This is a genomic window from Halomarina halobia (assembly GCF_029338575.1).
Lineage (GTDB): Archaea > Halobacteriota > Halobacteria > Halobacteriales > Haloarculaceae > Halomarina > Halomarina halobia.
In genome coordinates this window covers 260,523-286,752 of the sequence record NZ_CP119993.1, presented here as the reverse complement: position 1 = coordinate 286,752, position 26,230 = coordinate 260,523, and the positions used below count along the sequence as shown (strand labels likewise).

Annotated in this window: 23 protein-coding genes; 11 read left to right on the top strand and 12 right to left on the bottom strand. The window is 67.7% G+C overall.

The window, feature by feature from the left end:
* Positions 1 to 32 precede the first annotated feature (32 nt).
* The 5 genes from P1K31_RS16840 to P1K31_RS16820 form a co-directional block, all read right to left on the bottom strand.
* The gene (locus tag P1K31_RS16840) at positions 33 to 953 is read right to left on the bottom strand and encodes a TIGR03619 family F420-dependent LLM class oxidoreductase (RefSeq protein WP_276306475.1); all 921 of its coding nucleotides are present in this window, start codon (positions 951 to 953) and stop codon (positions 33 to 35) included.
* Positions 943 to 2,169, bottom strand: a complete 1,227-nt coding sequence (locus P1K31_RS16835; protein ID WP_276306474.1) for an acyl-CoA dehydrogenase family protein — start codon at positions 2,167 to 2,169, stop codon at positions 943 to 945. The genes P1K31_RS16840 and P1K31_RS16835 overlap by 11 nt, the downstream gene beginning before the upstream one ends.
* Before the next feature lie 108 nt (positions 2,170 to 2,277).
* Positions 2,278 to 2,691 carry a Zn-ribbon domain-containing OB-fold protein gene (locus P1K31_RS16830; RefSeq protein ID WP_276306473.1) on the bottom strand — a complete coding sequence of 138 codons (414 nt, stop codon included), beginning with the start codon at positions 2,689 to 2,691 and terminating at the stop codon, positions 2,278 to 2,280.
* Positions 2,688 to 3,863, bottom strand: a complete 1,176-nt coding sequence (locus P1K31_RS16825) for a thiolase domain-containing protein (RefSeq protein ID WP_276306472.1) — start codon at positions 3,861 to 3,863, stop codon at positions 2,688 to 2,690. The genes P1K31_RS16830 and P1K31_RS16825 overlap by 4 nt, the downstream gene beginning before the upstream one ends.
* A gap of 201 nt (positions 3,864 to 4,064) precedes the next feature.
* Complete coding sequence (locus P1K31_RS16820; protein WP_276306471.1) at positions 4,065 to 4,847, bottom strand: enoyl-CoA hydratase/isomerase family protein; 783 nt, start codon at positions 4,845 to 4,847, stop codon at positions 4,065 to 4,067.
* A gap of 339 nt (positions 4,848 to 5,186) precedes the next feature.
* Here P1K31_RS16820 and P1K31_RS16815 point away from each other — a divergent pair, with 339 nt between their 5' ends.
* The 3 genes from P1K31_RS16815 (at position 5,187) to P1K31_RS16805 (ending at position 8,415) form a co-directional block, all read left to right on the top strand.
* On the top strand, positions 5,187 to 5,648 hold the full coding sequence (locus P1K31_RS16815; RefSeq protein ID WP_276306470.1) for a VOC family protein: 462 nt from the start codon (positions 5,187 to 5,189) through the stop codon (positions 5,646 to 5,648).
* A gap of 169 nt (positions 5,649 to 5,817) precedes the next feature.
* Entirely contained in the window at positions 5,818 to 6,957 is a 1,140-nt protein-coding gene (locus P1K31_RS16810) for an acyl-CoA dehydrogenase family protein (RefSeq protein WP_276306469.1), read from the top strand.
* A gap of 267 nt (positions 6,958 to 7,224) precedes the next feature.
* Positions 7,225 to 8,415 carry an MFS transporter gene (locus P1K31_RS16805; RefSeq protein ID WP_276306468.1) on the top strand — a complete coding sequence of 397 codons (1,191 nt, stop codon included), beginning with the start codon at positions 7,225 to 7,227 and terminating at the stop codon, positions 8,413 to 8,415.
* 84 nt (positions 8,416 to 8,499) lie between these two features.
* Here P1K31_RS16805 and P1K31_RS16800 read toward each other — a convergent pair whose 3' ends face one another.
* The gene (locus P1K31_RS16800) at positions 8,500 to 9,672 is read right to left on the bottom strand and encodes an MFS transporter (protein ID WP_276306467.1); all 1,173 of its coding nucleotides are present in this window, start codon (positions 9,670 to 9,672) and stop codon (positions 8,500 to 8,502) included.
* Between the two features lie 197 nt (positions 9,673 to 9,869).
* On the opposite strand from P1K31_RS16800, the gene P1K31_RS16795 reads away from it, so the two are divergent.
* Positions 9,870 to 11,039: an acyl-CoA dehydrogenase family protein gene (locus P1K31_RS16795; protein ID WP_276306466.1), complete on the top strand. Its 1,170-nt coding sequence runs from the start codon at positions 9,870 to 9,872 to the stop codon at positions 11,037 to 11,039.
* A gap of 74 nt (positions 11,040 to 11,113) precedes the next feature.
* On the opposite strand, the gene P1K31_RS16790 is transcribed toward P1K31_RS16795, so the two are convergent.
* The 4 genes from P1K31_RS16790 to P1K31_RS16775 form a co-directional block, all read right to left on the bottom strand.
* Positions 11,114 to 11,893 (bottom strand): enoyl-CoA hydratase/isomerase family protein, encoded by a 780-nt coding sequence (locus P1K31_RS16790; RefSeq protein ID WP_276306465.1) that lies wholly within the window; start codon positions 11,891 to 11,893, stop codon positions 11,114 to 11,116.
* A 146-nt stretch (positions 11,894 to 12,039) separates the two neighbouring features.
* Entirely contained in the window at positions 12,040 to 12,831 is a 792-nt protein-coding gene (locus tag P1K31_RS16785; RefSeq protein WP_276306464.1) for an enoyl-CoA hydratase/isomerase family protein, read from the bottom strand.
* Positions 12,832 to 12,981: 150 nt separating this feature from the next.
* On the bottom strand, positions 12,982 to 13,551 hold the full coding sequence (locus tag P1K31_RS16780) for a carboxymuconolactone decarboxylase family protein (protein ID WP_276306463.1): 570 nt from the start codon (positions 13,549 to 13,551) through the stop codon (positions 12,982 to 12,984).
* Positions 13,552 to 13,661: 110 nt separating this feature from the next.
* Entirely contained in the window at positions 13,662 to 14,867 is a 1,206-nt protein-coding gene (locus P1K31_RS16775) for a CaiB/BaiF CoA transferase family protein (protein WP_276306462.1), read from the bottom strand.
* A gap of 246 nt (positions 14,868 to 15,113) precedes the next feature.
* Between P1K31_RS16775 and P1K31_RS16770 the strand changes: the two genes are divergently transcribed.
* Entirely contained in the window at positions 15,114 to 16,391 is a 1,278-nt protein-coding gene (locus P1K31_RS16770; protein WP_276306461.1) for an RNA-guided endonuclease InsQ/TnpB family protein, read from the top strand.
* 11 nt (positions 16,392 to 16,402) lie between these two features.
* On the opposite strand, the gene P1K31_RS16765 is transcribed toward P1K31_RS16770, so the two are convergent.
* Entirely contained in the window at positions 16,403 to 18,046 is a 1,644-nt protein-coding gene (locus tag P1K31_RS16765; protein WP_276306460.1) for a thiamine pyrophosphate-binding protein, read from the bottom strand.
* A 200-nt stretch (positions 18,047 to 18,246) separates the two neighbouring features.
* On the opposite strand from P1K31_RS16765, the gene P1K31_RS16760 reads away from it, so the two are divergent.
* From P1K31_RS16760 to P1K31_RS16750, 3 genes are all read left to right on the top strand, one after another.
* Complete coding sequence (locus tag P1K31_RS16760) at positions 18,247 to 19,419, top strand: MFS transporter (protein WP_276306459.1); 1,173 nt, start codon at positions 18,247 to 18,249, stop codon at positions 19,417 to 19,419.
* A gap of 316 nt (positions 19,420 to 19,735) precedes the next feature.
* Entirely contained in the window at positions 19,736 to 19,897 is a 162-nt protein-coding gene (locus P1K31_RS16755) for a hypothetical protein (RefSeq protein WP_276306458.1), read from the top strand.
* A 131-nt stretch (positions 19,898 to 20,028) separates the two neighbouring features.
* On the top strand, positions 20,029 to 21,048 hold the full coding sequence (locus P1K31_RS16750; RefSeq protein WP_276306457.1) for a zinc-dependent alcohol dehydrogenase: 1,020 nt from the start codon (positions 20,029 to 20,031) through the stop codon (positions 21,046 to 21,048).
* 86 nt (positions 21,049 to 21,134) lie between these two features.
* On the opposite strand, the gene P1K31_RS16745 is transcribed toward P1K31_RS16750, so the two are convergent.
* The gene (locus tag P1K31_RS16745) at positions 21,135 to 22,301 is read right to left on the bottom strand and encodes an enolase C-terminal domain-like protein (RefSeq protein WP_276306456.1); all 1,167 of its coding nucleotides are present in this window, start codon (positions 22,299 to 22,301) and stop codon (positions 21,135 to 21,137) included.
* A 102-nt stretch (positions 22,302 to 22,403) separates the two neighbouring features.
* On the opposite strand from P1K31_RS16745, the gene P1K31_RS16740 reads away from it, so the two are divergent.
* The 3 genes from P1K31_RS16740 to P1K31_RS16730 all read left to right on the top strand — a co-directional run bounded on the left by P1K31_RS16740 (position 22,404) and on the right by P1K31_RS16730 (position 26,086).
* Complete coding sequence (locus tag P1K31_RS16740; protein ID WP_276306455.1) at positions 22,404 to 23,378, top strand: LLM class flavin-dependent oxidoreductase; 975 nt, start codon at positions 22,404 to 22,406, stop codon at positions 23,376 to 23,378.
* Between the two features lie 79 nt (positions 23,379 to 23,457).
* The gene (locus P1K31_RS16735) at positions 23,458 to 24,705 is read left to right on the top strand and encodes an MFS transporter (protein WP_276306454.1); all 1,248 of its coding nucleotides are present in this window, start codon (positions 23,458 to 23,460) and stop codon (positions 24,703 to 24,705) included.
* A gap of 184 nt (positions 24,706 to 24,889) precedes the next feature.
* Positions 24,890 to 26,086 (top strand): 3-hydroxyacyl-CoA dehydrogenase, encoded by a 1,197-nt coding sequence (locus tag P1K31_RS16730; protein WP_276306453.1) that lies wholly within the window; start codon positions 24,890 to 24,892, stop codon positions 26,084 to 26,086.
* Positions 26,087 to 26,230 lie beyond the last annotated feature (144 nt).

Genomic DNA, 26,230 nt, shown 5'->3' with positions numbered 1-26,230 from the left:
TATCTATAAAAATCGGAATATTTCTCGGGTCCTCAGAACGAGGGGGTGACCTCGCGGGCGAACCGCTCGACCTGTTCGACCTGCTCGTCGATGTCGGTCGTGTAGAAGTCGAGGACGACGCGGGTCACGCCCGCGTCGACGTAGGCCTCGACGTCCGCGACGACGTCGTCCGCCGGCCCGGTGAGGAGCGTGTCGCGCTCCGCGTCCGCGCCGACGTGGACCGCGCGGACGACCGCGATCTCCGGTTCGCCCGTCCGGTCGTAGTCGCGCCACGCGTTCAGAATACGTTCGCGCGACGCGGCGATGTCGTCGGGGTGGTCCCAGAAGATGGTCCAGCCGTCGCCGAACTCGGCGACGCGCCGGAAGGCGGCCCCCGACTTCCCGCCGATCCACACCTTCGGTCGCCCCGACTCCGGAACGGGGTGGAAGCCGGTCGTCCGAAACGAGTGATGGGGCCCGTCGAACGAGACTTCGCCCTCCTCGCGGACCCGATCGAGGAGGCGCAGGAACTCGTCGGTTCGCGACCCGCGCTCCTCGAACGGGACGTCCAGGACCTCGAACTCGGTGCGCAGCCAGCCGGGGGCGACGCCGAAGTCGAACCGGCCGTCGGAGAGCTGTTCGAGCGTCAGCGCGTTTCGGGCGAGCACGACGGGGTGTCGGTAGGGGACGATGCAGGTGTTCGTCCCCAGGTCGATTTCGTCCGTCACGGCGGCGAGGTGCGAGAGGACCCCGAACACGTCGTACGTGTCGAGGCCGACGTGAAACGGCGACTCCCCGCTGCGCGAGAACGGGTAGTCGTCGGGGATCGCGGCGGGGAAACTCACGTGATCCCCCGCCCAGACCGCGTCGAAGCCCTCGCGCTCGGCCGTCGCGGCGACGCGGCGAAACGCCGCCGGGTACGCGTGATCCCCGAACGTCGAGAGCATGACGCCGAACTCCGGTTCAGAGCTCATCGTACAGGACCTTGCCGATGGTGTTGCGCTGCACCTCGCTCGTCCCCTCGTAGATGGTGCCGGCCTTCACGTCGCGGTAGAAGTGTTCGACCTCGTTTTCGCGGGCGAATCCCTTGCCGCCGAACACCTGCACGGCCTCCTCAGCGACGTCGCACGCCATCTCCGTCGCGAACAGCTTCGCGATGCTCGCCTGCTCGATGAGGCTCTCCTCGACGTCGACGCCGTCGCGCTCGGCGGCGTCGACGAGGCGCGCCGCGTGATAGACCTGCGACTTCGCCACCTGGCAGCTCGTCCGCATGTCGGCGAGCTTCCAGCGCATCCCCTGGTAGTCGCCGATGACCCGCCCGCCCTGCTCCCGTTCCTTCGAGTACGCCAGCGCGCGGTCGTAGGCGCCCTCGGCCATCCCGAGGTGTGCGGCCGCGATGTCGACGCGGCCGTGTTCGAGCCACGCGAGCGTCTGATAGAAGCCCTGACCCTCCTCACCGAGGAGGTTCTCCGCCGGAACGCGGACGTCGTCGTAGCTGATGCGTGCGTGTTCGGCCGCGTCGAGACCGAGACGGTCGCGGGGTTCGGCCTCGTAGCCGTCGGCGTCCGTCGGGACGACGATCAGGCTCAGGCCGCGGTGGGGCTTCTCGGGATCGACGTCCGGGTCGGTCCGACAGAGGGTGGCGACCCAGTCGCCGCTGGCGCCGTTGGCGATCCAGTCCTTCTCGCCGTTGATCACCCACTCGTCGCCGTCCCGAGAAGCGTCTGCTTCTCGGGGATCAGCCGAGGCTTCCTCGGCGGAGTCGCGGACGGCCGTCGTGGACAGCTGCGACAGCGCCGACCCGGTGTCGGGTTCGGTGAGACCGATCCCGGTCGTGATCTCGCCGCGGGTCACCGGTTCGAGCCACCGCCGCTTCTGCTCGTGGGTGCCGAACGACGACAGCACGAAACAGCCGGTCATCGACCCGTGGAGCGCGATGCCGACGGAGGAGTCGGCGCGGCAGAACTCCTCGGCGACGAGACACTGTTCGACGAGCGACGCCTCCTGCCCGCCGTACTCCGCCTCGAACGGAAGACCGATGAGTCCCGCCTCGGCCGCCCGCTCGTAGACGTCCCACGGCCACTCGCCCGACTCGACGTAGGACATCGCGACCGGCTCGATGTGTTCCTCGCCGAACGCGCGGGCGCGGGCGCGTACGTTTCGCTGCGCTTCCGTCAGTTCGACCGTCATGAATGTGACTATCCGGACGCGGTGATAAGTGTTCTCCCGCACCACGACGCCCTCCCGTCGCCACCGGAACGGGTGTAACCCGGGTCCGGTGCGCGTCGAAACGTCGATCTACGACTCGACCGGCGCGAACACCGGGATCGCGATCGCCTCGTCGTCGGTGGGGACGAACCGCACCTCGACCCGCTGGCCGATTTCGAGGTCGGTCGGATCACAGTCGACGATGTCGGTGATGACCCGCGGTCCCTCGTCCAGTTCGACGTAGGCGTAGATCAGCGGGAGGGCCTCCTCGGGCCAGCCGGGGGCCCGGTCGGTGACCGTGTAGGAGTAGAGGTCGCCGGTTCCCGCCGCCTCGATCCAGCCCACGTCACCGCTCAGGCAGTCCGGGCACACCAGCCGCGGGTAGTAGTAGACCAGCCCGCAGTCCTCACACTCACAGAGGAGGAACCGCCCGTCGGCGGCTCCCTCCCAGAAGGGAGCCGTCTCGGGCGTCACGTCGGGTACCGGGCGTGGCTCCCACGTCATCGGTCTTCCCTCCCGAGGAGCACCGTCACGGAACCGTGACGGGTCCCGAGACTTCCGCCGGTGCCGTGGGCGAGCGCGACGTCGGCGTCGACCTGCACCTCGGGGTTCGCCTCGCCGCGCAACTGACGAACGGCCTCGATGACCTTGGTCATCCCGCCGCGGTTCGCCGGGTGGTTCGAGCAGAGCCCGCCGCCGTCGGTGTTGAACGGTAGCTCGCCGTCGGGCGCCTCGAGGGTCCCTCCCTCGACGAACGTCCCCCCTTCCCCCTTCCGGCAGAAGCCGAGGTCCTCCAGCGTCTGGAGGACGGTGATGGTGAACGAGTCGTAGATGGAGGCGTAATCGACGTGCTCGGTGCCGAGGCCCGCCTCGGCGAACGCCCGTTCGCCGGACTGACGAGCGCCGGTGTAGGTCAGGTCGGTCCGTCCGGCGTCGAGGTGCTTGACCGCCTCCCCGTGGCCGAGGACCTCGACGCACTCGCGGTCGAGGTCGGCGCGGACGTCCTCGGAGACGACGACGAGCGCCCCCCCGCCGTCGGAGATGACGCAGCAGTCGAGCAGGTGCAGCGGATCGGCGATCAGGGGGGACTCGACGACGTCCTCGACCGTCACCGGGTCGCGGTACATCGCGTGCTCGTTGTGCCGGGCGTGCCGGGAGGCGGCCACTCGAATCGCCGCCAACTGCTCGCTCGTCGTCCCGTACTCGTGCATGTGTCGACGGGCGGCGACCGCGTACTTCGTGAGGGTGCTGGCACCGTAGACGACCTCGAAACTGTCCTGCATCGTCCGGAGGGGCGGCCCCTCGTCCCCGTCGGACTGCCGTTCCGACCGCGGCCGACCCGCGAGCGTGACGAGGGCGACGTCGCACTTCCCGTCGCGGATCGCGCTCGCCGCGTGTCCCACGTGACTCACGTACGACGATCCGCCGTAATCGGTGGTGTCGGCGTACGACACGTCGAGCCCGAGGTAGTCTGCCATGACGAGCGGCGTGAGACCGTGTTCGTACCACGGCATGCCGGCCGTGAGGTAGGCGTCTACGTCGTCCTTCTCGACGCCGGCGTCGGCCAGCGCGCCCTGTGCGACCTCGCCGTGGAGTTGCATCGTCGACTTGTCCGGCGCTTCTCGCGTGGGGTGCTCGTAGGCACCAGCGATGTACACCGGCTCCTCAACTGCCATGCTCAGTGCGTCCGTGCAGTGGTACGTAAGTCTTTGCTACAGTCCGGATCGCGCCGCTGACGACCCCGTCACCGATCGCTCACCGCGTGACACCGGGAGCACGGGAGCCGTTCGACGCCTCGCGGTGGAGAACCGCCGACCCGCGGGACGGAGAGATCCGTCGCCCCGCCGGGGAGGGCGGGCGGTCGAACCCCGGCTAACTCAGACGTAATCGCGGTCGTAGTCGGGTTCCCGCTTCTCCCTGAACGCGGCGGCGGCCTCGTGGTGTTCCGCGTCGTTCACGCACGCCCACTGGTACTCGATGGCCCGTTCGCAGTAGTCCTCGAACGACCGCTGCGGGTCGACGAGCTCGTTCGTGTACCGGACGGCGGTCGCGGGAAGGTCACGGATCTCCTCGGCGAACGCGCGGGCCGCCGCGAGCGGGTCGTCCGCGATCTCGACGGCGAGGCCGAGTTCGACGGCGTCCTCCGGAGTGATGTCCCGCCCCGTCAGGAGGTACTCCTTCGCCTTCGACTCCCCGATGAGCCGCGGTAACAACCACCCTCCGCCGTCGCCCGGGACGAGACCGATGCGGACGAACCCCTCCCTGAGTACGGCGTCGTGACCGACGACGCGTACGTCGCACGCCAGCGCGAAGTCGCAGCCCGCACCGATGGCCGGCCCACCGACCGCGGCGATCGAGGGCTCGTTCATCCCCCTGAGCTGGCGGACGACGTTTTGAACGCCCCACAGGTAACCTGCGTAGTCCTCCTTAGTCATCTCCTCGTGCCAGTCGGGCATGTCGTTCACGTCGGCCCCGGCACAGAACCCGTCCCCGGCCCCCGTCAGGACGACGACGTAGACGCCGTCGTCCGCCGTTACGTCGCGCAGGGCGGCGTTCAGCTCGAGAATCGTCTGTCGTCGGAAGGCGTCGTACACCTCCGGTCGGTCGATGGTGATGGTCGCGATACCCCGGTCGATCTCGCAGCGGATGTCCTCGTACATGGTCGCGGTCCGAACGACGGCCGCTCGTCGGCCCCCGGACACGCACCACGGTTCGCGGCTACCCACTTGAGTCTGTCTCTGGTCGATGGCGGTCAACCGCGAGCGGCGATGCGGACGACGATCCGCCGCACCCGCCGTCGAGCGCGCCGGTCCCCTCGGTCCCGTCCAGCGACGTCGATCGAGCGGCCGTCGCGTACCCGGACACCGCACCCGGCCCTCGAACTACTCGCCGTCCCCTGATCCCGTCCCCGGGAGTCGACTGCCGCTCCCGGCTCGACGAGCCGAAGCGGTTTCGCCCGAGTAAACGCATATATACGCGGTTCTCGTCGGTACGCCGTGATGTACGAGATCGATCACGTCGCTCACGCAGTGTGGGACGCGTCGGACGCACTCGAGGCCGTCACGGCCGCGGACGGCGTCGAACACGTCTGGACGCTCGAGAGCGACAAGTGGCACTACCGAACGGCGTACCTGCTCTTCGGCCGGGACATGTTCACCCTGCTCGCACCGACGAGCGAGGAGAGCTTCGTCGCCGACTATCTCGAGGGCAACGGCCAGGGGCTCCATCACATCGGGGCGAACGTTACGGACCTCGACGCGGCCGTGGATCAGCTGACGGCCGTCGGCGGGGAGGTCATCATGGAGGACTCGATCCCCGGCGTCCGAGACGAGGCCACCCTGCATCCGAAGTCGCTGTTCGGCCTCCAACTGCAACTCATCGAGTGGGACGACGACGTCGGCCCGACGGCGCGCGATCACGTCGAGGCGATGCGCTCGGCCGCGGCGGACGGTCGGATCTAGGTCGCGAGGTCGGCCCCGCTCGCACGCGCCCGAGGCGTCGGGTCGACCTCCCGACGAGCAGGCCCCTCCGTCCCTCGCGACCCCGGCGATGCGACGAACGGCTCACCGCTACCGAGTCGTCCGCGAGCGAACAGAAGGTTTTACTGCAGACGGTGTGATGGCGACTGTGATGCTATCCCTCTCGGCGGAACAGGAGATGGTCGTATCGTCGCTGGAGGACCTCGCCCGGCGGGAATTCTCGGACGCGGCGTTCTCGTGGGAAGGGGACCTCCCGGTAGAGAACATCGAGCTACTCGCCGACCGCGGATTTCTGGGGCTGAATATCGCCGAGGAGTACGGTGGCGGCGGGATGGGCGAGTTCGAGGCGATGCTCAGCATCGAAGCCGTCGGGCAGGTCTGTCCCGATACCGCGGAATATCTCTACAACCAGCAGATGGTTGCGCCCCGGGCCATCGAGATGTTCGGGAGCGAGTCCGTGAAAGAGCGGTACCTCCCGGGCGTCACCGCCGGCGAAGAGAGCATCGCGATCGCCATCTCGGAACCCGAGGCCGGATCTGACGTCGGCGCGATGACCACCGCTATCGAGGAGGAACATGGCGAACTGGTACTGAACGGCGAAAAGGTGTGGGTAAGTAACATCCCGCACTCCTCGGCCGTCGTGGTGTGGGCGAAATTCCCCGAGGGGCTCGGCTCGGTCGTCGTCGACCTCGAGGACGATGATCGCATCGAGATCGAACAGCACTACACGAACATGGCGAACCACACCCAGACGCAGTTCCGCATGCACGACGTCGTCGTCCCCGAAACGCACGTTCTGACGCGGGGGAGAGACGGGTTCAAACAGCAGCTACAGGCGCTGAACTGGGAGCGACTCGGGAGCGCGACGTTGGCCAACGCCATCGCGCGATGTGCGCTCGACAGGGCGCTGGAGTACGGTCAGCAGCGCCGACAGTTCGACCAGCCGATCGCGGACTTCCAGGGCATCGAGTGGAAGCTCGCCGACATGGCCAAGGAACTCGAGGCGTCGCGATCGCTCACGTATCGGGCGGCGATCAACGCGGAGGAGCGGGGTCGGATCCCGGACCGGATGGACGCCTCGCTGGCGAAACTCTACTCCGGCGAGATGGTCGAACGGGTCGTCAGCGAGTCGCTCCAGATCCACGGCGCGAACGGCTACCAGCAGGGACACGCGCTGGAGTACCTCCACAGACTGGCCCGGGGACGGCGTCTCGCGGCGGGGACCGACGAGATCCAGAAGAACCAGATCGCGGCGGCGCTGAAGCGCGACGGCCTCCCGTCGCTCACGTAACTGCCCGTCGCCTCAGCGACCGCGTTTCGAGGCTCTCACCCCGCTCGGCGTCCGTACAGCCGCGAGGGGCGTTACGTCCTCCACACGCCCCTCTAGCCGGCCGTCACCTGGCGGTACGTCTCGTCGCAATCAGCGAATCCTTCCGTACGTCGGGCGATACTGGGGAGTCCCGGCCGAGAGCGGCCCGCGCTCGGTGTTCCCGTTCCGATTCCTCGGTGCTCTTCCGCTACCACAAACGGTATCTCTACACCGCGTGAGTTCCTGTCGATGCAGGCGCGGACGCGAACGCTGTTTGTGACCTGCGTCTCGCTGCTGTTGTCGGTGCTCGTCTGGTTCAACTACTCGGCGGTGTTGCCGCTCATCGCCGACGAGTGGGGCCTCTCGGGGACCGAGGCGGGGATCGTCTTCGGGTCGTTCCAGGCGGGCTATCTTCTCGCGATCATCCCGATGGGACATCTCGCCGATCGACACTCGCCCCGGGTAGTCATCGGGTTCGGAGCGGCCACCACCGGACTGCTCAGCGTCACGTTCGGGCTTGTTGCTAGCGGATTCCTCTCCGGGTCGGTGCTCCGATTCTTCGCGGGCGTCGGGATGGCCGGCGTGTACGTCCCCGGGATGCGCTTTCTCAGCGACTGGTATCCGACGGAGGACCGCGGACGGGCGATGGGGATGTACGTCGGGTCCTACTCGCTGGCGAGCGGACTCTCGTTCCTGTTCGCTACGGCGGTCGCGGACGCGGTCGACTGGCGCGCTGCCATCGTCGTTACGAGTATCGGAGCGCTGGCCGTCGCACCGCTCATGCTCGGGCTCACGAGGGATCATCCGAGTCAATCGACGGCGGACCGGTCGGGGTTCGATCTCACGGTTCTACGGAATCGAGCGTACCTGTGGTCCGTGAGCGTCTATTCGTGGCACACGTGGGAACTGTTCGGGATGCGCAACTGGATGCTCGCGTTCCTGCTGACGGTTCCCGCCGTGGTAGTCGTCGATTCGGGGGCGTTCGCCGGCGTACTCGTCGGGGTCACGATGGCCGTCGGCGGCTTCGGGAACCTGATCGGCGGCCACCTCAGCGACAGGGTCGGAAGGCTCCCGACGATCGGGACAGCACTGGCCGTTAGCGGCCTCATCAGCGCGGTGTTCGGGTTTTTGGGCGCGCTACCGCTGTGGGCGATCGTGCCGGTGCTCCTCGTCTACGGCACCGCGCTCACCGCCGATAGCGCGCCGACGTCGACGATGGTGACGGAAGTCGTCGACGACGGTCACGTCGGGACGGCACTCGCCCTACAGTCGTTCGTCGGATTCGCCGCGAGCGTCGTCTCGCCGATCGCCTTCGGCGTCGCGTTAGACCGGGGCGGATACGTCGTCGCCTTTCTGACGTTGGCGATCGGCGGGGCGCTCGGACTCCTCTCGCTCGCTCTGTTGCGCCTTCGAACGGATGCCGCGACGGACACGGTCTGAGACACCCGCCTCGCCGCAAACGGCGAGACGTTCCACACACGGCGATGACAGCCATCCGTCGTCTCCGAGGGCGGCTCTTCGCGTTTAGTACCCCAAGTTCAGTGCCGCGTTGGTGACGATGCAACCGAAAGCGAACAGACAGAGGACGGCCAGGACGCCGAAGGACACGCCCCATCCGAACAGATCGGCGAGGAGGCTGGCTCCGAACGATCCGGTCGAACCGACCGCGAGGTAGATCGTTCGAACGAGTCCGAACCCGGCACCGCGCTCGGCGTCGGACAGAACGTCCATAAATCGCGGCTCCAGCGAGGCGAAAAAGCTCGAACCGACGCCGAACAGCAGGACTGCGGCGGCAACTGCGACGAGGCCGGGGCCGGCGACGAACAGCGCGAGCCCGCCGGCCCCGGAAAACAGGCAGGTCGCGATGGCGAAATCGCGACCGATTCGATCGGAGAGAACGCCGACGCCGATCTGGGTACCACCCCTGACGACGAAGTACGCGGAGAACACGACGCCCGCCAGCGTCGGCGAATATGCGCGGTGTTCGACGAGAAACGTCGGGAGGAACGCGACGATTCCGTTCACGGCGAACGTCGCGATGATGGCAATGGCGATGGTGAAGGTGATCGGTGGTCTCGAGAGGTATCCCACGAGCGGTGCGACCGCAAACCGTTCCCGCATCGGTCTCCCGGGGTGGCGCGGTTCGGTCGCCCGTACGCGCCAGCTGAAGAGGGCTAGCGTGGGGACTGCGACCAGAGAGGCGAGGGCGACGGCGGGACGCCACCCGAACCGAACGCCGACCCAGGAGGCCGTAACTGGCGCGAGCAAACCCGCAAGCGGCGCGCCGAACGAGTGGAGCCCGAGCGCGGTCCCGATGTCGTCGTAGGTGCGAGACAGCAGCGTCGTCGCTACGCTGTAGTGAAGACCGGCAACGCCACCGAGTAGGACGACGCACGCGGCGAACACCACGAACAGGGGCGCCATGGCGGTGAGGAGGCTGACAATCGCCGTTCCACCCAGCGCGATCGCGATAACGCGCTTCTCACCGTAGCGCTCCGCCAGCACGCCGCTCGGGAACTGCGTCACGCCGTAGGCGATCCACATCCCCGACAGTGCGATGCCGATCTGCGTGTTGGAAACCACGAAATCGTCGACGATGAACGGGACGACGGGACTGACGACCAACCGCGCGAAGTACGTCACGAAGAACGCGAACATGCAGAGGAGCAGGACCGTGTCTCGATACCTCCAGTTCATCCTCCTCATCGCGACGTGCCCGTCATCGGTATTCCGTCGGGACTATATGGGTGTGGCGGATTCAGTACCGGAAGTGGGGCGAGCGCGGTTCCCACCTTCCTCGGAAACCGATTGGAGACGTCGATCCCTCCCTGATCGCGTCGGTGAGGTTCCCGACCGCCGGTGGGTATAAGTCGCCCTGCCGAAAGCTTCACCGTATGGACTTCGAACTCAGCGTCGAGCAGAACCTCATCAGACGGCAGGTGAGGGACCTCTGCGAGCAGTTCGGCGACGAGTACTGGCGCGAGAAGGACGCGGAACACGAGTTCGCCTGGGAGTTCTACGAGGAATTCGCGGACGGCGGCTGGTGTGGCGTCACCATTCCGGAGGAGTACGGCGGGCAAGGGTACGGCGTTCAGGAGGCGAGCATCATCCAACAGGAGATCGCCCGGTCGGGCGCGGCGATGGCCGGCACGTCCATCACGTCGCACCACGTCTTCAGCTCCGCCCCGCTGGTGGAATACGGGACCGACGAACACAGGGAGCGATACCTGCCGAAGATCGCCGACGGGGAAGTCATGGTCTGTACCGGCGTCACGGAACCGAACGCGGGGACGGACACGTCACAGATCGAGACGTTCGCCGAGCGCGACGGCGACGAGTACGTCGTAAACGGGCAGAAGATCTGGACCTCGAAGGCCCAGGAGGCGGACGTCATCATGCTCCTCACCCGCACGCGACCGCGCGAGGCGCGCGACCGCTTCGGCGGTCTCACGCTGTTCTTCACCGAGTTCGATCGGGACATGGACGGCGTGGACGTGAGCGAGATTCCGAAGGCCGGCCGTGGCGCGGCGGACTCGAACGAGGTCTGGTTCGACGACTTCCGGATCCCGGCCGAGGACCGAATCGGCGAAGAGGGCGAGGGGTTCACGTACCTCCTCTCGTTCGCCAACTCCGAGCGGATCAGCATCGCCGCGAACGCCGTCGGTATCGGGCAGGCCGCGCTCGAGAGGGCGACCGCCTACGCCAGAGAGCGCGAGGTGTTCGGGAACGCCATCGGTTCCTATCAGGCCATCCAGCACCCGCTCGCGGACTCCTGGAGCAAGCTCTCGCAGGACGAACTGATGATCCGGAAGGCCGCCTGGCTGTACGACAACGGCGAGAACGCGGGGCCGGAGGCGAACGCGGCGAAGCTCCGCGCGAGCGAGGACGCCATCGAGGCCTGTGAGCGCGCCGTCCGGGTACACGGTGGCATGGGATACGCGAAGGAGTACGACGTCGAGCGCTACTGGCGCGAGGTCATGATCAACGTCATCGCGCCGATCTCGAACGAGATGGTCAAGAACTACATCTCACAGCACGTCCTCGACCTCCCGCGGTCCTACTAGGCGCATCGGCGAACGCGAGTGCGCCCGATTCACGTCCTCGGCTACCCTCGGCAGAGGCGAGAGGGAAGGCCGCGCTACCGCCCCTCGAACGCCGGCTCCCGCTTCTCCAGAAACGCGGTCATCGCCTCGTGCTGGTCGTAGGTGTCGAAACAGGCGGCGATCGTCTCGAGGCTGTGATCGATGCCGGCTTCGACGCCGTTCGATCGGAGCGCCCGGAAGACGCGCGTCTGCCACCGGAGGACGAGGGGACTCTTGCCGGCCAGCGTCTCGACCAGTCCGTCGACGGTCGTCTCGTACTCGGCCGGCGGGACGGCGCGGTTGACCAGGCCCAGTTCCTCGGCCTCCAGCCCGGAGACCGGCTCGCCCGTGTAGACGATCTCCTTCGCGGCCTGGAGGCCGACCAGCCGAACGAGGAGTCCGCCCTGGATGCCGGTGACGAGCCCGACGTCGATCTCCGGAAGGCCGAGCGCGGCGTCCTCGGTCGCGACGCGGAAGTCACACGACATCGCCAGTTCGAGCCCGGCGCCGAGCGCGTACTCACCGCACCGGCAGACGGTGACCGCGTCGAGGTCTCTGACCCGCTGCATGGCCTCATAGAGCGTCGTCAACAGAGCCCGGGCGTCGGAAACCGAGTACTCCCGCACCTCGTCGAGCTTGAGCCCGGCCGTCAACCCGCCGACGTCGTCCCCGGAACCGGAGCCGACCGTCACGACCGAAACGTCGTCGGGAACGGACGCTATCGCGTCGCGGAGGTCGACGATCGCGTCGGGCGAGAGCAGGTTCAGGTCACCGAAGTCCATCCGGAGGTGCGCCACGTGGTCCGTGTTAGCGTCCCGATCGACAGTCACCGTCATGGCAGTGCGTTCACGGCAGGGGCAGGTTAATCTTTATGCACGGTACCGAATACCGCAGGACGGTCGCCCGTCGGCCGAGCGGTATCGGCCGACGGGCGGGGGTGCGAGAGCAGCGGGGTCGATCGCGAGCCCCCCGTGGTCCACCGTTACGCCCCTCGAAACTCCGGCGTTCGATCCTCGACGAACGCGGCCACCGCCTCGGCGTGATCGTCCGTTTCGCGACACTCGCCGAGCGCCTCGATCGCGTGTTCGAGTCCCGTCTCCATAGTTACGTCGTGCGCCTCGTTGACGAGACGCTTCGCGCGCCCCAGTGCGACAGTCGGCCCGTCCGCCAACTCGCGGGCCCGGTCGAGGGCGACCTCTCGGGTGCGTTCTGCGTCCCCCTCGACCACCGTGGAGGCGATCCCGAGCTCGTGGGCTTCCCTCCCCGTGATCCGGCGGCCGGAGAGGATCAGGTCCTTCGCGATCTCCTCGCCGACGAGACGGGGCAGCAGGTAGGCCCCGCCGTCCCCCGGGGGGAGCCCCACGTTCACGTACGACTGACTCATCTCGGCGTCGGCCCGGACCACCCTGACGTCACAGCCCAGGGCGAGATCCATCCCGGCGCCCATCGCGTATCCGTTCACTCCCGCAACGACCGGGAGCGGCGTGCGCCGGAGCGCCTTGAGCAGGCGCTGCGCCCGGTGGACCGTATCGAGCGCTTCGGGGGTCGATCGATTGATCCCCCCTTTGTCGCCGAGGTCGACCCCTGCACAGAAGGCCCGGTCGCCGGCCCCCGTGAACACGATCGCACGGACGTCGTCGTCCGCCTCGAATGACTGGACCGCCTCGAGTAACCCCTCGAGGACGCGGGGAGTAAACGCGTTCAGACTCTCCGGCCGTTCGATTCTCATACGGCCGACGCTTCCCGTGACCACGGTGACGACCTCCTCGGACATGTGCGGTCCGACGGAACGTCGGCGAATAACGTTTTCCCCCGGTTCGCGCCACACCGCCGGCGGAGATACCGACCCGGGCACGTGCGATGAGCGCGCGGCGCTACCGAATGCGGTCGGACGGTGGCGATCTCCTCGTTCCTTCGAGCCCGACTACGCGCCCTCGCGATCGTAGGTCTCGATCGTCTCGTCGGCGGGCTCCCAGCCGACGAAGGGCGTCTCGGGTCCCAACGCCAGCGCGTCGATCACGACCGCGGTACCGAGGTAGTGGCCGACCAACGATGCGATACCGGCGATCGTCTCTTCGTCGAAGTGGGCCTCGATCGCCCCGTGAGCGTCGTCGTCGACGTCCCGCCGGGCGACCCGTCGCGCGTAGTCGAGGAGCGCGCGGTCCCTCGCGCCGAATCCGTCGTGGCGTTCGGCACCGATCGCCCTGATCTCCGTGCTTTCGACGCCGGCGTCCCGCGCGATACCGACGTGCTGGTGCCACTCGTACTCGTTGTCCAGTTCCCGAGCGACCGAGAGAATCGCCAACTCGACCTCGCGCGACGAGAGCCCGGCGTGCTCCCACAGCGCGGTTCCGTGGCGCATGTACGTCTGGAGGACGCGCGGGTTCGACCCGATCGCCCGCAGCAACTCGAGTTCGCCCAGCGCGTCCTCGCCGAGGAGGTATCGATACTCCTCCGGGAGGTCCGACTGTCGCGGCAGCGTGATGCGCGCCATGGTTGAGACCTCTCGTAGACTGACTTAGCTGTTCGGGACTACGTGACACGCCGGACCGTCGTCGACCGCGCGGAGGAGCGACCGTCGAGGCTGCGCGCGACCCGCTACGCCTACTCGATGACGCCCGCCTCGCGAAGTCGCGCGAGTTCGTCCGCCGAGTACCCGTGACGCCGAAGGACCGCGTCGGTACTCTCGCCCAGTCGCTGCGGCGCTATCTCGAGGCGGGTGTCGAGTTCGGCGAAGTGGACGGGCTGGTCGATCACGTCGGCGTCCTCCCGGTCCTCCCGTTCCATGACCTGATGCAGACCGCGCCGTTTCACGTGTTCGTCCTCCCAGACGGTCCGGGTATCGTAGATCGGCCCGGCGGGAACGCCCTCCTCGTGAAGCCGATCGATCCAGTAGTCGCTCGGTCTCGATTTCAGGACGGGTTCGATGACGTCGTCGAGTTCCCCCCGGTTTCTCACCCGGTCGTCCATCGTGGCGAACCGGCCGTCCTCGAGGAGGTCCGGTCGGTCGAGCGCGCGGCAGAAGCCGCGCCAGAAGTCCGGCGTTCCGGCCGCGATGACGATCGACGAATCGGAGCAGTCGTACTTCCCGAACGGGACGATCGACGGGTGGTGCGTCCCGAGGCGGGGAAACGGTTCGCCGTAGCCGAACGTGTAGCCGGCGCGGGCGGTGAGCCACGTTACGGCGGCGTCGAACATGGGGACCTCTATCCACTCGCCGTCGATGTCCCCGCGCTCGCGGGCGTACAGCGCAGCGAGAACGCTCTGACTGGCGTACGAGCCGGCGATGAGATCGCCGCTCGGAAGCCCCGACCACAGGGGTTCTCCGCCCTCCTCGCCGGTGATGCTCATGATCCCGCTCATCCCCTGGATCAGCATGTCCCAGGCCGGCAGGTCCTCGTACGGGCTGTTACGACCGAACCCGGATATCGAGCAGTAGATGATTCCCGGGTTCAGTTCGGCGACGGCGTCGTAGTCGAGACCGAACGCGGCGGCGCGTCCCGGTTTCGTGCTCTCGATAAACACGTCGGCGTCGGCGACGAGACGCCGCGCCGCTTCCCGTCCGGCGTCGCTCTTGAGGTCGATGGCGACGCTGTACTTGTTCCGGTTGACGGTGTCGAAGTAGGCGGGCTTCGGTTGGATACTGCGACTCCGGTCGCCCCGCCCGACGGCCTCGATCTTGATCACCTCCGCACCGAGATCGCCGAGCCCCATCGTCGCGAACGGTCCGGCCACGACCTGCGTCAGATCGACGACAGTGACGTCCGAGAGCGGTAACACGCCGTTCTCCGATCGACGTTCCGAATCCATATCTACGACTGTTCTCGGTGTGGTGTAAGTACTTGCGGTCGGTCTCGACCTCGGCGTGGCGGACGGGAGGGAGAGGACGAACGGTGCCGATCACCTAAATTTCGAGGCGGAGGCCCCTTCCTCAACGGAGTGAGCGAAGCGAACGGAGTAGGGAGGGGAGGAGCCAACAATTCCGCAGCGAACCACGTTCTCCGGCAGCCCCATTTCCGAATGTTTAAGTAACACCGCCTAGTTATGTGAAACGTCGTGGAATACCGTCGCACCGCCGTAATCAAGCTCGACGTGCCTCAGGACGCCGATTCGCCCCTCCGCGAGACGGTCGAGCAATTCAAACACTGTGCGAACACCGCGAGCGAATGGTGTTGGCATGGTGACGACGGATACCACGTTACCTCGAAGGCCAAAGCCGAACGTGCCTTGTACGACCAACTACGGGACGAAACTGACCTTACCGCGAACCTCGTACAGAAAGGAGTTCGGAGGGCGGTCGAAGCCGTCAAGAGTGGTGTAGCACGACTGAAGCGTGGTGAACGAACGTCGCAACCCTACTTTTCCGCCGAGAGCGCGGTCTACGATAAACGTAGTGCGACGTTCCACCGCGACCACGTCTCCCTTTCGACCGTCAACGGGCGCGTCGAGTGTGACTACATCCTTCCCGACGACCCCAACCGCCATCCACGGACGTACCTCGATGATGAAGACTACGAGTTCCGCATGGCGACCCTGCAGCGTCGGGACGGCGAGTGGTTCCTTCATGCGTCCATGCGGAAGGTCGAAGCCGACGACCCCGAACCCTATACCGAGCACAGAACAGTCCTCGGTGTGGACATCGGAGTGAACAATATCGCAGTTTCGTCAACCGGCACGTTCTGGTCCGCCGATGAGTTCAACCACTGGCGACGGGAGTACGAGAAGCGCCGTGGCTCGCTTCAACAGCGAGGAACGCGAGCCGCGCACGAAGCCATTGGAGGCGTCGGTCGCAAGGAGTACGGACGCTTCGAAATCTACCTCCACGGCGTAGCGAACGAACTCATCGAGGAAGCCGTCGAATACGGCTGTTCGCACATCGTCTTCGAGGACCTAACGCACATCCGCGAGAACATCCCGCAGGCGACGTGGCAACACGTCTGGGCGTTCCGTCGGTTGTTCCAGTACGTCGAGTACAAGGCGGCGGAACACGGCGTCGAAGCCGTGCAAGTCCCGCCGAACCACACGTCCCAACGCTGTTCGACGTGCGGCTGTACTCATGAGGATAACCGCGACGGCGAGCACTTCGAGTGCTTGAAGTGTGGGTATCAGAACCACGCGGATTACAACGCGGCGAAGAACATCGGCTTTCGGTATCTCCGTCGGAGGCAAAACGCAGCCGACGGAGGCGCACCTGTAGACGTGCGCTTGAATCGCGGGACGTTGAACGTAAGTGGGGAGTACGTCCCCCCTGCTACCACGGACGGTGGCATAGAACGGGAGTCCACGCGAAAGCCCTACCCTCAACGAGCGAGGTCGTCAGACCGAGCGAAGTAGGGTAGGGTAGTTTACTCGTTCATCCAGATGCTCGACTGGGGCTCGTAGGGGTCGGTCGGGATCTCGACGAGCGTCGGGCCGTCGCTCGCGATCGCGTCGGCGACCGTCGTTTCGATCTCGTCCGGCGTCCCCGCCCGTTCGACGTCGACGCCGAGTCCCTCGGCGACGGTCGCGTACGAGACCGGCGTCCCCTCCCAGCCGTACTCGCCCTCGTCCATCCGGTAGCTCCGGCCGGCCTCCTCGCTGATGATGGCGTAGTCGCTGTTGTTGAGGACGACGACCGTCACGTCGATCCCCTCGGCCGCCAGCGTGTGCAGTTCGTGGAGGCACATCAACAGCCCCCCGTCGCCGGTGAGCGCCACGACGTCACGCTCGGGGTTGGCTAGCTTCGCACCGATCGCGGAGGGGACCCCCGACCCCATCGTCGCCCACGACCCCGGATTGACGTAGTCGCGGGGCTCGTACGCCGGGAACGTCAGGAGCGTCCACAGCCGAAACCCGCCCGCGTCGACGGCGACGATCGCGTCCCGCGGCGTTCCCGCTCGAATCGCGTCTAGCGCCCGCACCGACGTCAGCGGCGCCTCCGTCACCGTCCGCAACTCCTCGAGCCGAGCGTCGACCGCCTCCCGGGTCTCGCTAGCCCGCTCCCGTCCGTTCGCGCCCGCGATCGACCGCCCCGCCAGCGCGTCGTCGAGCGCCTCGAGCGTCCGGGCGGCGTCGGCGACGATGCCGATCGCCGGGTCGTAGCCGGTCCCGATGTCGTCCGCGTCGAGCGTCACGTGGACCAGGTCGTCCGGGATCTCGATCGACCAGTTGTGCGTGGTGACCGCGTCGAAGTCGGTCCCGACGCCGAGGGCGGCGTCCGCGTCGGCGACGAGTCCCTTCACGGCCGTGCCGGTGCCGCCACAGAGCACGCCGGCCATGAGTTCGTGATCGTCGGGGAAGACGGCCTTCCCCTTGTACGTGAGTACGACCGGTGCCTCGAGGCGCTCGGCGACCGCCCGCAGTTCGTCGCTCGCGTCGGCCGCTCGAACGCCGCCGCCGGCGACGATGATCGGACGCGCCGCCGACGCGAGAAGGTCCGCCGCGGCGGCGACGTTGGCGTCGGGAACGCCGCTGAACGACTGGCGGTCGATATCCCCCCGTTCGGCGAGCGGGACGTCCATCTTGAGGAAGTTCTTCGGGATGCCGATCCGGACGGGACCCTTCGGAGCCGTCTGCGCGACGTCGATCGCCCGCCCGAGTTCGGCGACGGTGCTCTCGGGCGTCTCGACGGTGATGTTCTCCTTGACGACGTTGTCGTAGGTGTCCGGCGGTGTCTCGTGGATCCCGTCGCCGCCGCGGATCTCCGGTTCGGTCTCCACGGCGATGTGCAGGAGCGGCGTGCAGTCGTTCAGGGCGTTCTTCAGCCCGTTCATCGCGTTCATGTCGCCCGGCCCCGGAATGACCACCGTGGCGGCCATACCGCCGCTCGTCTCGGCGTAGCCCCACGCCTGATGCGAGACCGCGGTCTCGTGGCGGGCCATGACGAACCGGACGTCGTCGCGGTCGCTGATGGACTCGTTCAGCGGCAGCGACTGCTTGCCCGGGATACCGAACAGCGTGTCGACGTCGTTCTCGGCCAGACAGTCCACGATCGCCTCGTTGACCTTCATAGACGCAGTGAGAGTGACGACAGTGTAAAGGTGTAGGGTCGTCCGACGAGGGATCGGCGCTGTTCGCTCACGGCGAGTTCGCCGCCGTCGTTCCGCGTCCCGGACCCGCGGCTGTGCGTCCCGCTCTCGCTCGGCTCTCGAAACGAGACAAACCCTCCGCAATCGCAACAGGTAGGTCGCCGAGGGGGTGACTGGAAAACGTGAACTGGCGCTACGCACACCGCTCGTTGCTCCTCTGTACGCTGGCGTTCATGGTGACGATGGTCGCGCGGCTGGCGATCAGTCCGCTGGTCCCGGCGATCACCGACGAGTTCGCCGTCTCGAACGCCGCGGTCGGCCTGGCGCTCTCGATCATGTGGGCGACGTACGCGTTGATGCAGTTTCCCAGCGGCATCCTCGGCGATCGGTTCGGCGAGCGAACGGTGATCCTCGCGGCGATCGGCCTCACCGGCCTCTCGAGTCTCTGCATCGCCATCGCACCCTCCTACGGCGTCTTCGTACTCCTCGTGAGCGTCCTCGGTATCAGTGCGGGCCTCCACTACACGGCAGCGACGACGTTTCTCGCGAGGCAGTACGACGACATCGGTCGCGCGATCGGCATCCACGTCGCCGGGAGTCCGGCCGCCGGGCTCGTCGCCCCGATCGCGGCGACCGCGATCGCCGTCCGGTACGGCTGGCGCGCCGGGGTGTTGCTCGGGGTCGGGGTGGCCGTTCCGGTCTTCGCCCTCTTCGCGAGCGGGATCCGACCGACAGAGCCGGACCGGCCGGACGAACGGTTGCGCGACCGGTTCGCCCTCTCGACCATCGGCGAACTCCTCTCCCGTCCGTCGATCGCCTTCACGACCGTCCTCGCGTTCCTCTGCGCGTTCACCTGGCAGGCCACGGCGTCCTTCCTGCCGGCGTTCTTCACGAGTGGCCAGGGGCTCTCGCCGGCCGTCGCGAGCGGTCTCTTCTCGCTGTACTTCCTCGTCCACGGCCTCACGCAGCCGGTGATGGGCTCGCTCTCGGATCGCGTCGGACGGGAACCGACGACGGCCCTCTCGATGGTGGCGGGGATCGTCGGCTACGGCGCGCTCGTCGGCGGTGACGGGCTCGCCGTCTACGTGGTCGGCGTCTGCTTCGCCGGGATCGCGATGAGCTGGGGTGCGCCCCTCCAGTCGCGGTTCATGGACCTGTTCACCGCCGCCGATCGCGGCGCGGGCTTCGGACTCGTCCGAACGGTGTACATGACGACCGGCGCGTCCGGCAGCGTGGTCGTCGGCGCGCTCGCCGATCTCTACGGCTGGGACGTCTCGTTCGGCGTTCTCGTGGTCATCATGACCGTCGTTCTCGGCTCGCTCGCCGTCAACCGCGCGCTCGGGCTCGGCCTCTGACGCTGGTCGCTCGCGGTGCCCCCGAATCCGACCGCCGCCCGGAGGGCGCGCGACGTTACGAGTGAATCGACGCGATGGTCCGTCACGCCCCCGCGAGACGGTGGCCGACGACGGTACGTTTTTACGTGACGAATCGATAGTGCCCGAAAGAGATGCCTTCCACAGCCGTCCGGACCGACGACACCGAAGCGCGCCCGGCCGTTTCCCGCGACGGGCCCGGACGCGGTACGCGCGAGTTCGATCCCGATGACCGTCGGCTCGATGACTGTCGGACACGTCCGTCGACGCGCTCGAAGGCGGATCGCCACGAACCGTCATGAGTGATGAACGAAGGGGGCCCGTCGAGCAGTTCCTCGAGGCCGAACGGCAGTTCCACGAGTTGATGCCCGTCAAGGACAGCTACAGCAAACTGTTCTTCCGGACGATCCTGTGGTTCGTGCTCTTCAGCACCGTCTATCTCGTTCTCACCGGCCTGTAGCCGCGGCCCTCGCGCCGGTCGATCCGCCGCCGACCGATCTGCCCCCTGCGCCCGCGTTCGGCGGTCGAACGCGAGGGTATATGGTCGCCGCTCGCGTCGCCGCACGTGTGACGCCGAACGCGACGGATCGAATGACTGCGCTTCTGAAGACGCGCCCCGAACCGGGGATGACGCTCGAGTCCGTCCCCGTCCCCGAACCGGGTCCCGGCGACGTTCGGATCCGCGTCGAGTCGGTCGGCATCGACGGCGGGGCGGAGGCGCTCATACACGACTGGCACGAGAGCAAACGACACTACGCCGACGAGCTACCGCAGCTTTTCGGCCACGAGTTCGCCGGCACGATCGACGCGACGGGCTCTGACGTCGACGGGGTCGCGGCGGGTGAGCGCGTCGCGGTGGAACCGGTCGTCGGCTGCGGTCGCTGTCGGTGCTGCCGGTCGGGTTCGTCCTCGATCTGCCCGGACCGGCGCATCCTCGGCCTCGATCCGGAGATCGACGGCGCGCTCGCAGAGTACGCCGTCGTTCCCCGGGAGGCGCTCTACCCGATCGGCTCGCTGAGCGCGGACGAGGGCGTCTTCCTCGAACTGCTCGGACTGGCCGTCCACGGAATCGAGCGGTCGAGCTTCGAGCCCGGCGACAGCGTTGCGATCACCGGTCCCGGGGCGGTCGGGATCGGCGCGCTCGTCGCGGCGGTCGCCGGCGGCGCGAGTTCGATCACCGTCGTCGGGACGGAGGCCGACCGCAGGGATCGACTCCCGCTCGCGCGGGAGCTCGGCGCGACGCGCGCGGTCACGGTCGAGGACGCCGCCGAGGGGACGGAGGACGTCGACGTCTTCGTCGAGGCCTCGGGCCACCCGGAGGCGCTCTCGCTCGCGTCGTCGGCCACCCGTCGGGGCGGCGAGATCGTCCAGATCGGCATCTTTCACGGCGCGGAGACGGTTCCGGTCGACCTCACCCGCCTCGTTCGACGGGGCGTCTCGGTGACGACGGTGTACGGCCGTCGCGACTCGAGCTGGCGGCGGGCGATCGCGATCGCGGAGGGAGTCGACCTCTCGCCGGCGCTCGGTCCCGCCTTCCCCCTCGCCGACTACGAGGCGGCCTTCGAAGCGACTCGACAGCGCAAGGGGGTCAAGATCACGCTGCACCCCTGAGTGACCGGTCGTCGGACCCGGTACTCCGCGGACCGCGAGTCCTCACTCCGCCGGTCGGCGCAGCGTCCGTGGGCGGACGCTACCGCTCACCCGTAGGTTCGCCGCCCGACCTCGCGGGATTCGATCGCGTCCCAGTCGTACTCGACGCCGAGCCCCGGCCCGTCCGGCACCCGCACGCGGCCCTCCGCGTCGACCGCGTCCAGCATGTCCGAGTAGTCGTCCGCGTACACCGGCGGCTGGGTGTTCGGACAGATGGGGTGGACGAGCGCCACCTCGTAGTAGTTGGTGTTGCGGGTGGCGGCGAGGCAGTGGCGCTGGGCGGGCCCCGGCGCGTGAAACTCACAGTCCAGCCCGAACCCCTCCGCGACGCGAGCGATCTTCATCGCGCCGGTGATCCCGCCGTCGTACTCGGGATCCGCCCGCACGAAGTCGGTCGCCTCCGCCGCGACGAAGTCGGTGTGGGGTTCGAGCCCGCGGACGTGCTCGGTCTGGAGGAGCGGCGTCTCGAGGTGCTGTCTGAGTTTGCGGTGGGCGTGCTGGGAGACGCCGCCGTCGCGATAGGGGTCCTCGTACCAGAGGAAGTCGGCCTCGTCGCAGGCCCTCCCGATCTTCAGCGCGTCGGCGAACGTGACCGGGTTGCACGCCGGATCGAGCATCAGGTCCATCTCGTCGCCGACGCGGCGGCCGACCGCGCGGACGGTTTCGACCGTCTCCTCGGGGTCCGTCCAGTCGCCGCCCCAGTCGTGGATCTTGAAGCCGGGGTACCCCATCTCGAGACACTCCTCGGCGAAGTCGGCGTACGCCTCGGGCGAGTCGAGCCCGCCGTTCCTGTCTCCCTGATACGTCGAGGCGTAGGCGGGAAAGGAGTCGCGGTACGTGCCGAGCAGTTCGTGGATCGGCGCACCGCGGTACTTGCCGGCGAAGTCCCACAGCGCGATGTCGATCGGTCCCATCCCCATCCAGTCGTACTTTCGCAGGGCTCGCTTGAGGGCGCTCCAGTGGCGCTCGCGTTCGAGCGGGTTCTTCCCGACCAGGTAGTCGGCGACCATGTTGAGCTGCGCGGCCGCGGGCGAATTGCCGCCGACGTACTCGCCGGCGATCCCCTCGTCGGTGTGGACCCGCAGGGCGAACAGCCGTCGTTCGGTGGTCGCGCCGGGTTCGTAGACGACGCTGAAACCGTTCGGCGCGTAGCCGACGTCCGGGAGGTCGTAGCCGAACTCGATCGACTCGATGCGCGTGATCGTGGGTGCCATCGATACGCCAGCACACGGCGAACGGCCCCAAATGGCTTTGCATCGCGGTGATACGCCGTTCGAACGCAAAGGGTTAGGACGGTGCCTCGAGAAGGGTGCGACATGGTATCGCACGGGTTCGTGTTGCCGACCCGCGGCGTCGTACTGTCTTCCGACGACTCACTCGAGCAGGCCGCCCGCGTGCAATCGGAGGTGATCGGTCTCGCTCGTCGAGCCGAAGCGCTCGGCTTCGACGGCGTGTGGGCGGGCGACAGCGTCCTGGCGAAGCCGCGGCTCGAGCCGCTGTCGACCCTCGCCGCGGTGGCGGGCGCGACGGAGTCGGTCACCCTCGGAACGGCGGTCTACCTGCCTCAACTCCGGAATCCGGTCCACGTCGCCCACCAGACGGCGACGGTCGATCTGGTCAGCGGCGGCCGCCTCGCGCTCGGCGTCGGCGTCGGCGTCGGAGCGGGGGTGGCGACGGAACACGACCAGCTCGACATCCCCTACGACCGCCGCGGGGCGGTACTCGACGAGGGACTCGAGATCGTCGAGGGGCTCTGGGGCGACGAGCCGGTCTCCGTCGACGGCGAGTTCTTCGAACTGAGCGACGCCGACGTCGGGATCCGCCCCTGTGGGAGTCCGCCGCCGGTCTACGTCGCGTCGGCGACGTTCGACCCCAGGGACGGGTTTCCGGCCCGGATACGGGACCGCATCGCCGCCCGGGGTGACGGCTGGCTCCCGATCGGGATGTCGCCCGAGATGTACGCCGCCGGGATCGAGCGGGCGCGCGACATCGTCGACGACGCCGGCCGCGACGCCGCCGGTTTCGACGCCGCCTACTACCAGGACGTCGTGATCGCGGAGACCGAAGCGGCCGCGATCGAGCAGGCGCGGGGCTTCCTCGACCGGTACTACCCCTCCTGGGGCGAGCTGAGCGACGACGACATCCGACGACGCGGCGCGTTCGGCCCGCCGTCGGTCGTCGCGGACCACCTCGAGCGCTACGCCGACGCTGGCGTGGAGACGTTCGTCACCCGATTCACGGCGACCGACCAGCGCGAGCAACTGCGCCGGTTCGCCGATATCGTCGCCTGACGCGTCGCTTCGGCGGTACGACCGACCCTCGCGGCGGTACGGATGGAACCTTTATGATCCACGCGCCGGATCTCCCCGTATGTCCTCGATGGCGCTTCGGATGCGGGCTGCCGGTACGAGGCTGGTCGCCGAACGAGCGCTCATCGGGTGTCTCGTCGGAACGTGGCTCCTGACGGCGGCGGCCCACTATTACGTCGTGGCACCTGCGAGCGTCCTCTCGCAGGTGGCCGGCGACCTCGGGGTCGCGCCCGCCGTGGCCGTCTGGCTCGTGAGCGCGGTGCCGGCCACGTGGGCGCTCACGAACTTCGCACTCGGCGTCTGGATCGACCGACTCGGCGATCATCGAACGATAGCCATCGGGGCCGCGGTCATCACCCTCGCGGGGCTCTGGAGCTGGTCGGCGGGCCGTCGAGGGTCGTTCGACGCCCTGCTCGCGTCACGCCTCGTCGCCGGCGTCGCGGTCGGCGTGGTCTGGACGGCGTCGACGAACCTGCTCGGGAGCGCCGTCTCGGGTGCTAATCGCGGGACGGCCATCGGCATCTTCGTCACGAGTGCGCCGGCCGGGTTCGCGCTCGGGCAACTGTTCGGGCCGGTCGTCACGGCGAGGGCCGGTTGGCCCGCGAACTTCCTCGTGATGAGCGCCGTCGCCGCGCTCGTGATCGGACCGATCTCGGTCTCGATCCGCCGCCTCGGCGTCGAGCCGACGACGAACGCCGCGCCGATGCGGGCGAACTTCGCGACGGTCCTGCGTCATCCGGTGGTGTGGTACGGGTCCGCGATGGCGTTCGCCGCGTACTCGTACTACCTGTTCATGAACAGTTGGATGCCGACGTATCTGGGCCGCGAGTTCGCGCTGTCGGCGGAGTTCAGCGGTCTCTTGACGGCGGTGTTCCCGGCGATGGGCGTGCTGTCCCGGGCCGGCGGCGGTCTCGTCTCGGATCGGCTCCTCGACCAGCGCCGCGTCCCCCTGCTCCAGGCGTCCTTCCTGATCTCGCTGCCGCTGGTCGTCCTCATCGGGTGGACGCGGCGGCTCGCGGTCGTCGTCGCGGCGCTGGTCGCCGCCGGGTTCATCATCCAGCTCACGTTCGGCGTCGTGTACAGTTACGTCCAGGAGGTCGTCGAGACGAGTATCTCGGGGACGGCGCTGGCGTTCGTGACGTCGGCGGGCATCTCGGGGGCGTTCTCGGCCCCCCTGATCACGGGTGCGCTCATCGGATGGACCGACGGCTACCTGCCGGCGTTCGCCTACGCGACGATCCTGACCGCGTTCGGGGTGCTCCTCTCGTGGGTGGCACCGGAGTCTCACGCAGTGACGGAGTACCCATAACGGATCCGTTACGTCGCGGAGGCCGATAGATGCGGCGCGCTACCCCCGGACGGTGCGGCCGTCGAAGTCGAATTCCGCGAGGAGTACGCCCCGACTCACGGGGACGCGAGAGCCGGGTGTGGAGCGGGGTAGTACGGAAACGGTCCCCCATACGTTTATACGATATCCGGGAAACGAGGCGGACATGGTCGTGACTATCGACGACATCGAGACCGTGGCGGTGGTCGGTGCGGGACAGATGGGGCGCGGAATCGGCGCCGTCGCGGCGCTGGCCGGGTACGAGACGACGATCACCGATATCGACGAGTCGCAACTCGAGGAGGCGGCCGAGCGGGTCGAGTGGTCGTACGGGAAGCACGTCGAGAAGGGCGGCGCGACCGAGGGGGAGACGGACGCCGCGCTCGGGCGGCTCACCTTCACCACCGAGTTCGACGACGCCGTCGGAGACGCGGACTTCGTCACCGAAGCGGCGGTCGAACGGCAGGCCGTCAAGGAGGACATCTTCGCGGATCTCGACGCGGCAGCGCCCGGAGACGCCATCCTCGCGACGAACACGTCCGGGCTCAACATCACCCGGCTCGCCGAGACGACCGCCGATCCCGAGCGCGTGATCGGGACCCACTGGTTCAACCCGCCGATGTTGATGGAGCTGGTCGAGGTCATCATGACCGAATACACGCCGGACGGCGTGGCCGACACCGCGGAGTCGCTGGTCGAGTCGTTCGGGAAGACGCCGATCCGCTGTCGGATGGACATCCCCTCGTTCATCGTCAACCGGCTCATGCGGCCGTACGGCGAGGAGCCGGCGTGGATGGCCTACCGGGGCGAACACTCGTTCGAGGAGATCGACTCGGCGATGAAGTACGGGGAGGGCTTCCCCATGGGGCCGTTCGAACTCGCGGACTTCACGGGCGGCATCCAGATCCGCGTCGAGGGCGAGGGGGATCACCTGACCGACGACCGACCGATGGCCTACGACACGGAGGTCTGTCCGCTCCTCCACCAGCTCTACGAGAAGGGGCGATACGGCCGGAAAGCCGACGCCGGTTACTACGAGTACGACGAACGCGACGAACCCCGCATCCCGGTCGACGCCGGGCAGGGCTTCGACGCGCTGTCGGTGTGGGCGCCGATCGTCAACGAAGCCGCCAAGATGGTCGAAAACGGCGTCGCCACTGCCGAGGATATCGACACCGGCGCTCGACTCGGCGGTAACTGGCCGATGGGACCGCTGGAGAAGGCCGACGAGGTCGGCGCCGATGCCGTCGTGCGGAAACTGACCGAGGTGGCGAGTCGCCACGAGGACACGAACAAGCTCGCGGAGACGCTCCCGTGCGACCTGCTCGTACAGAAGGCGAAGAGCGGCGAGACGTTCCACTAGAACAGCTCCGGACGCTCGTGCTCCCGACGGATGCTCGCACCGTCCGCTCGACACGGGAACACCGGTGCCGACTCACCCGTTCGAGGTTACCGTCGGCGGACGTCGAGGTCGGATCGCGCGTCGAGATCCGATTCGTCGATGGGG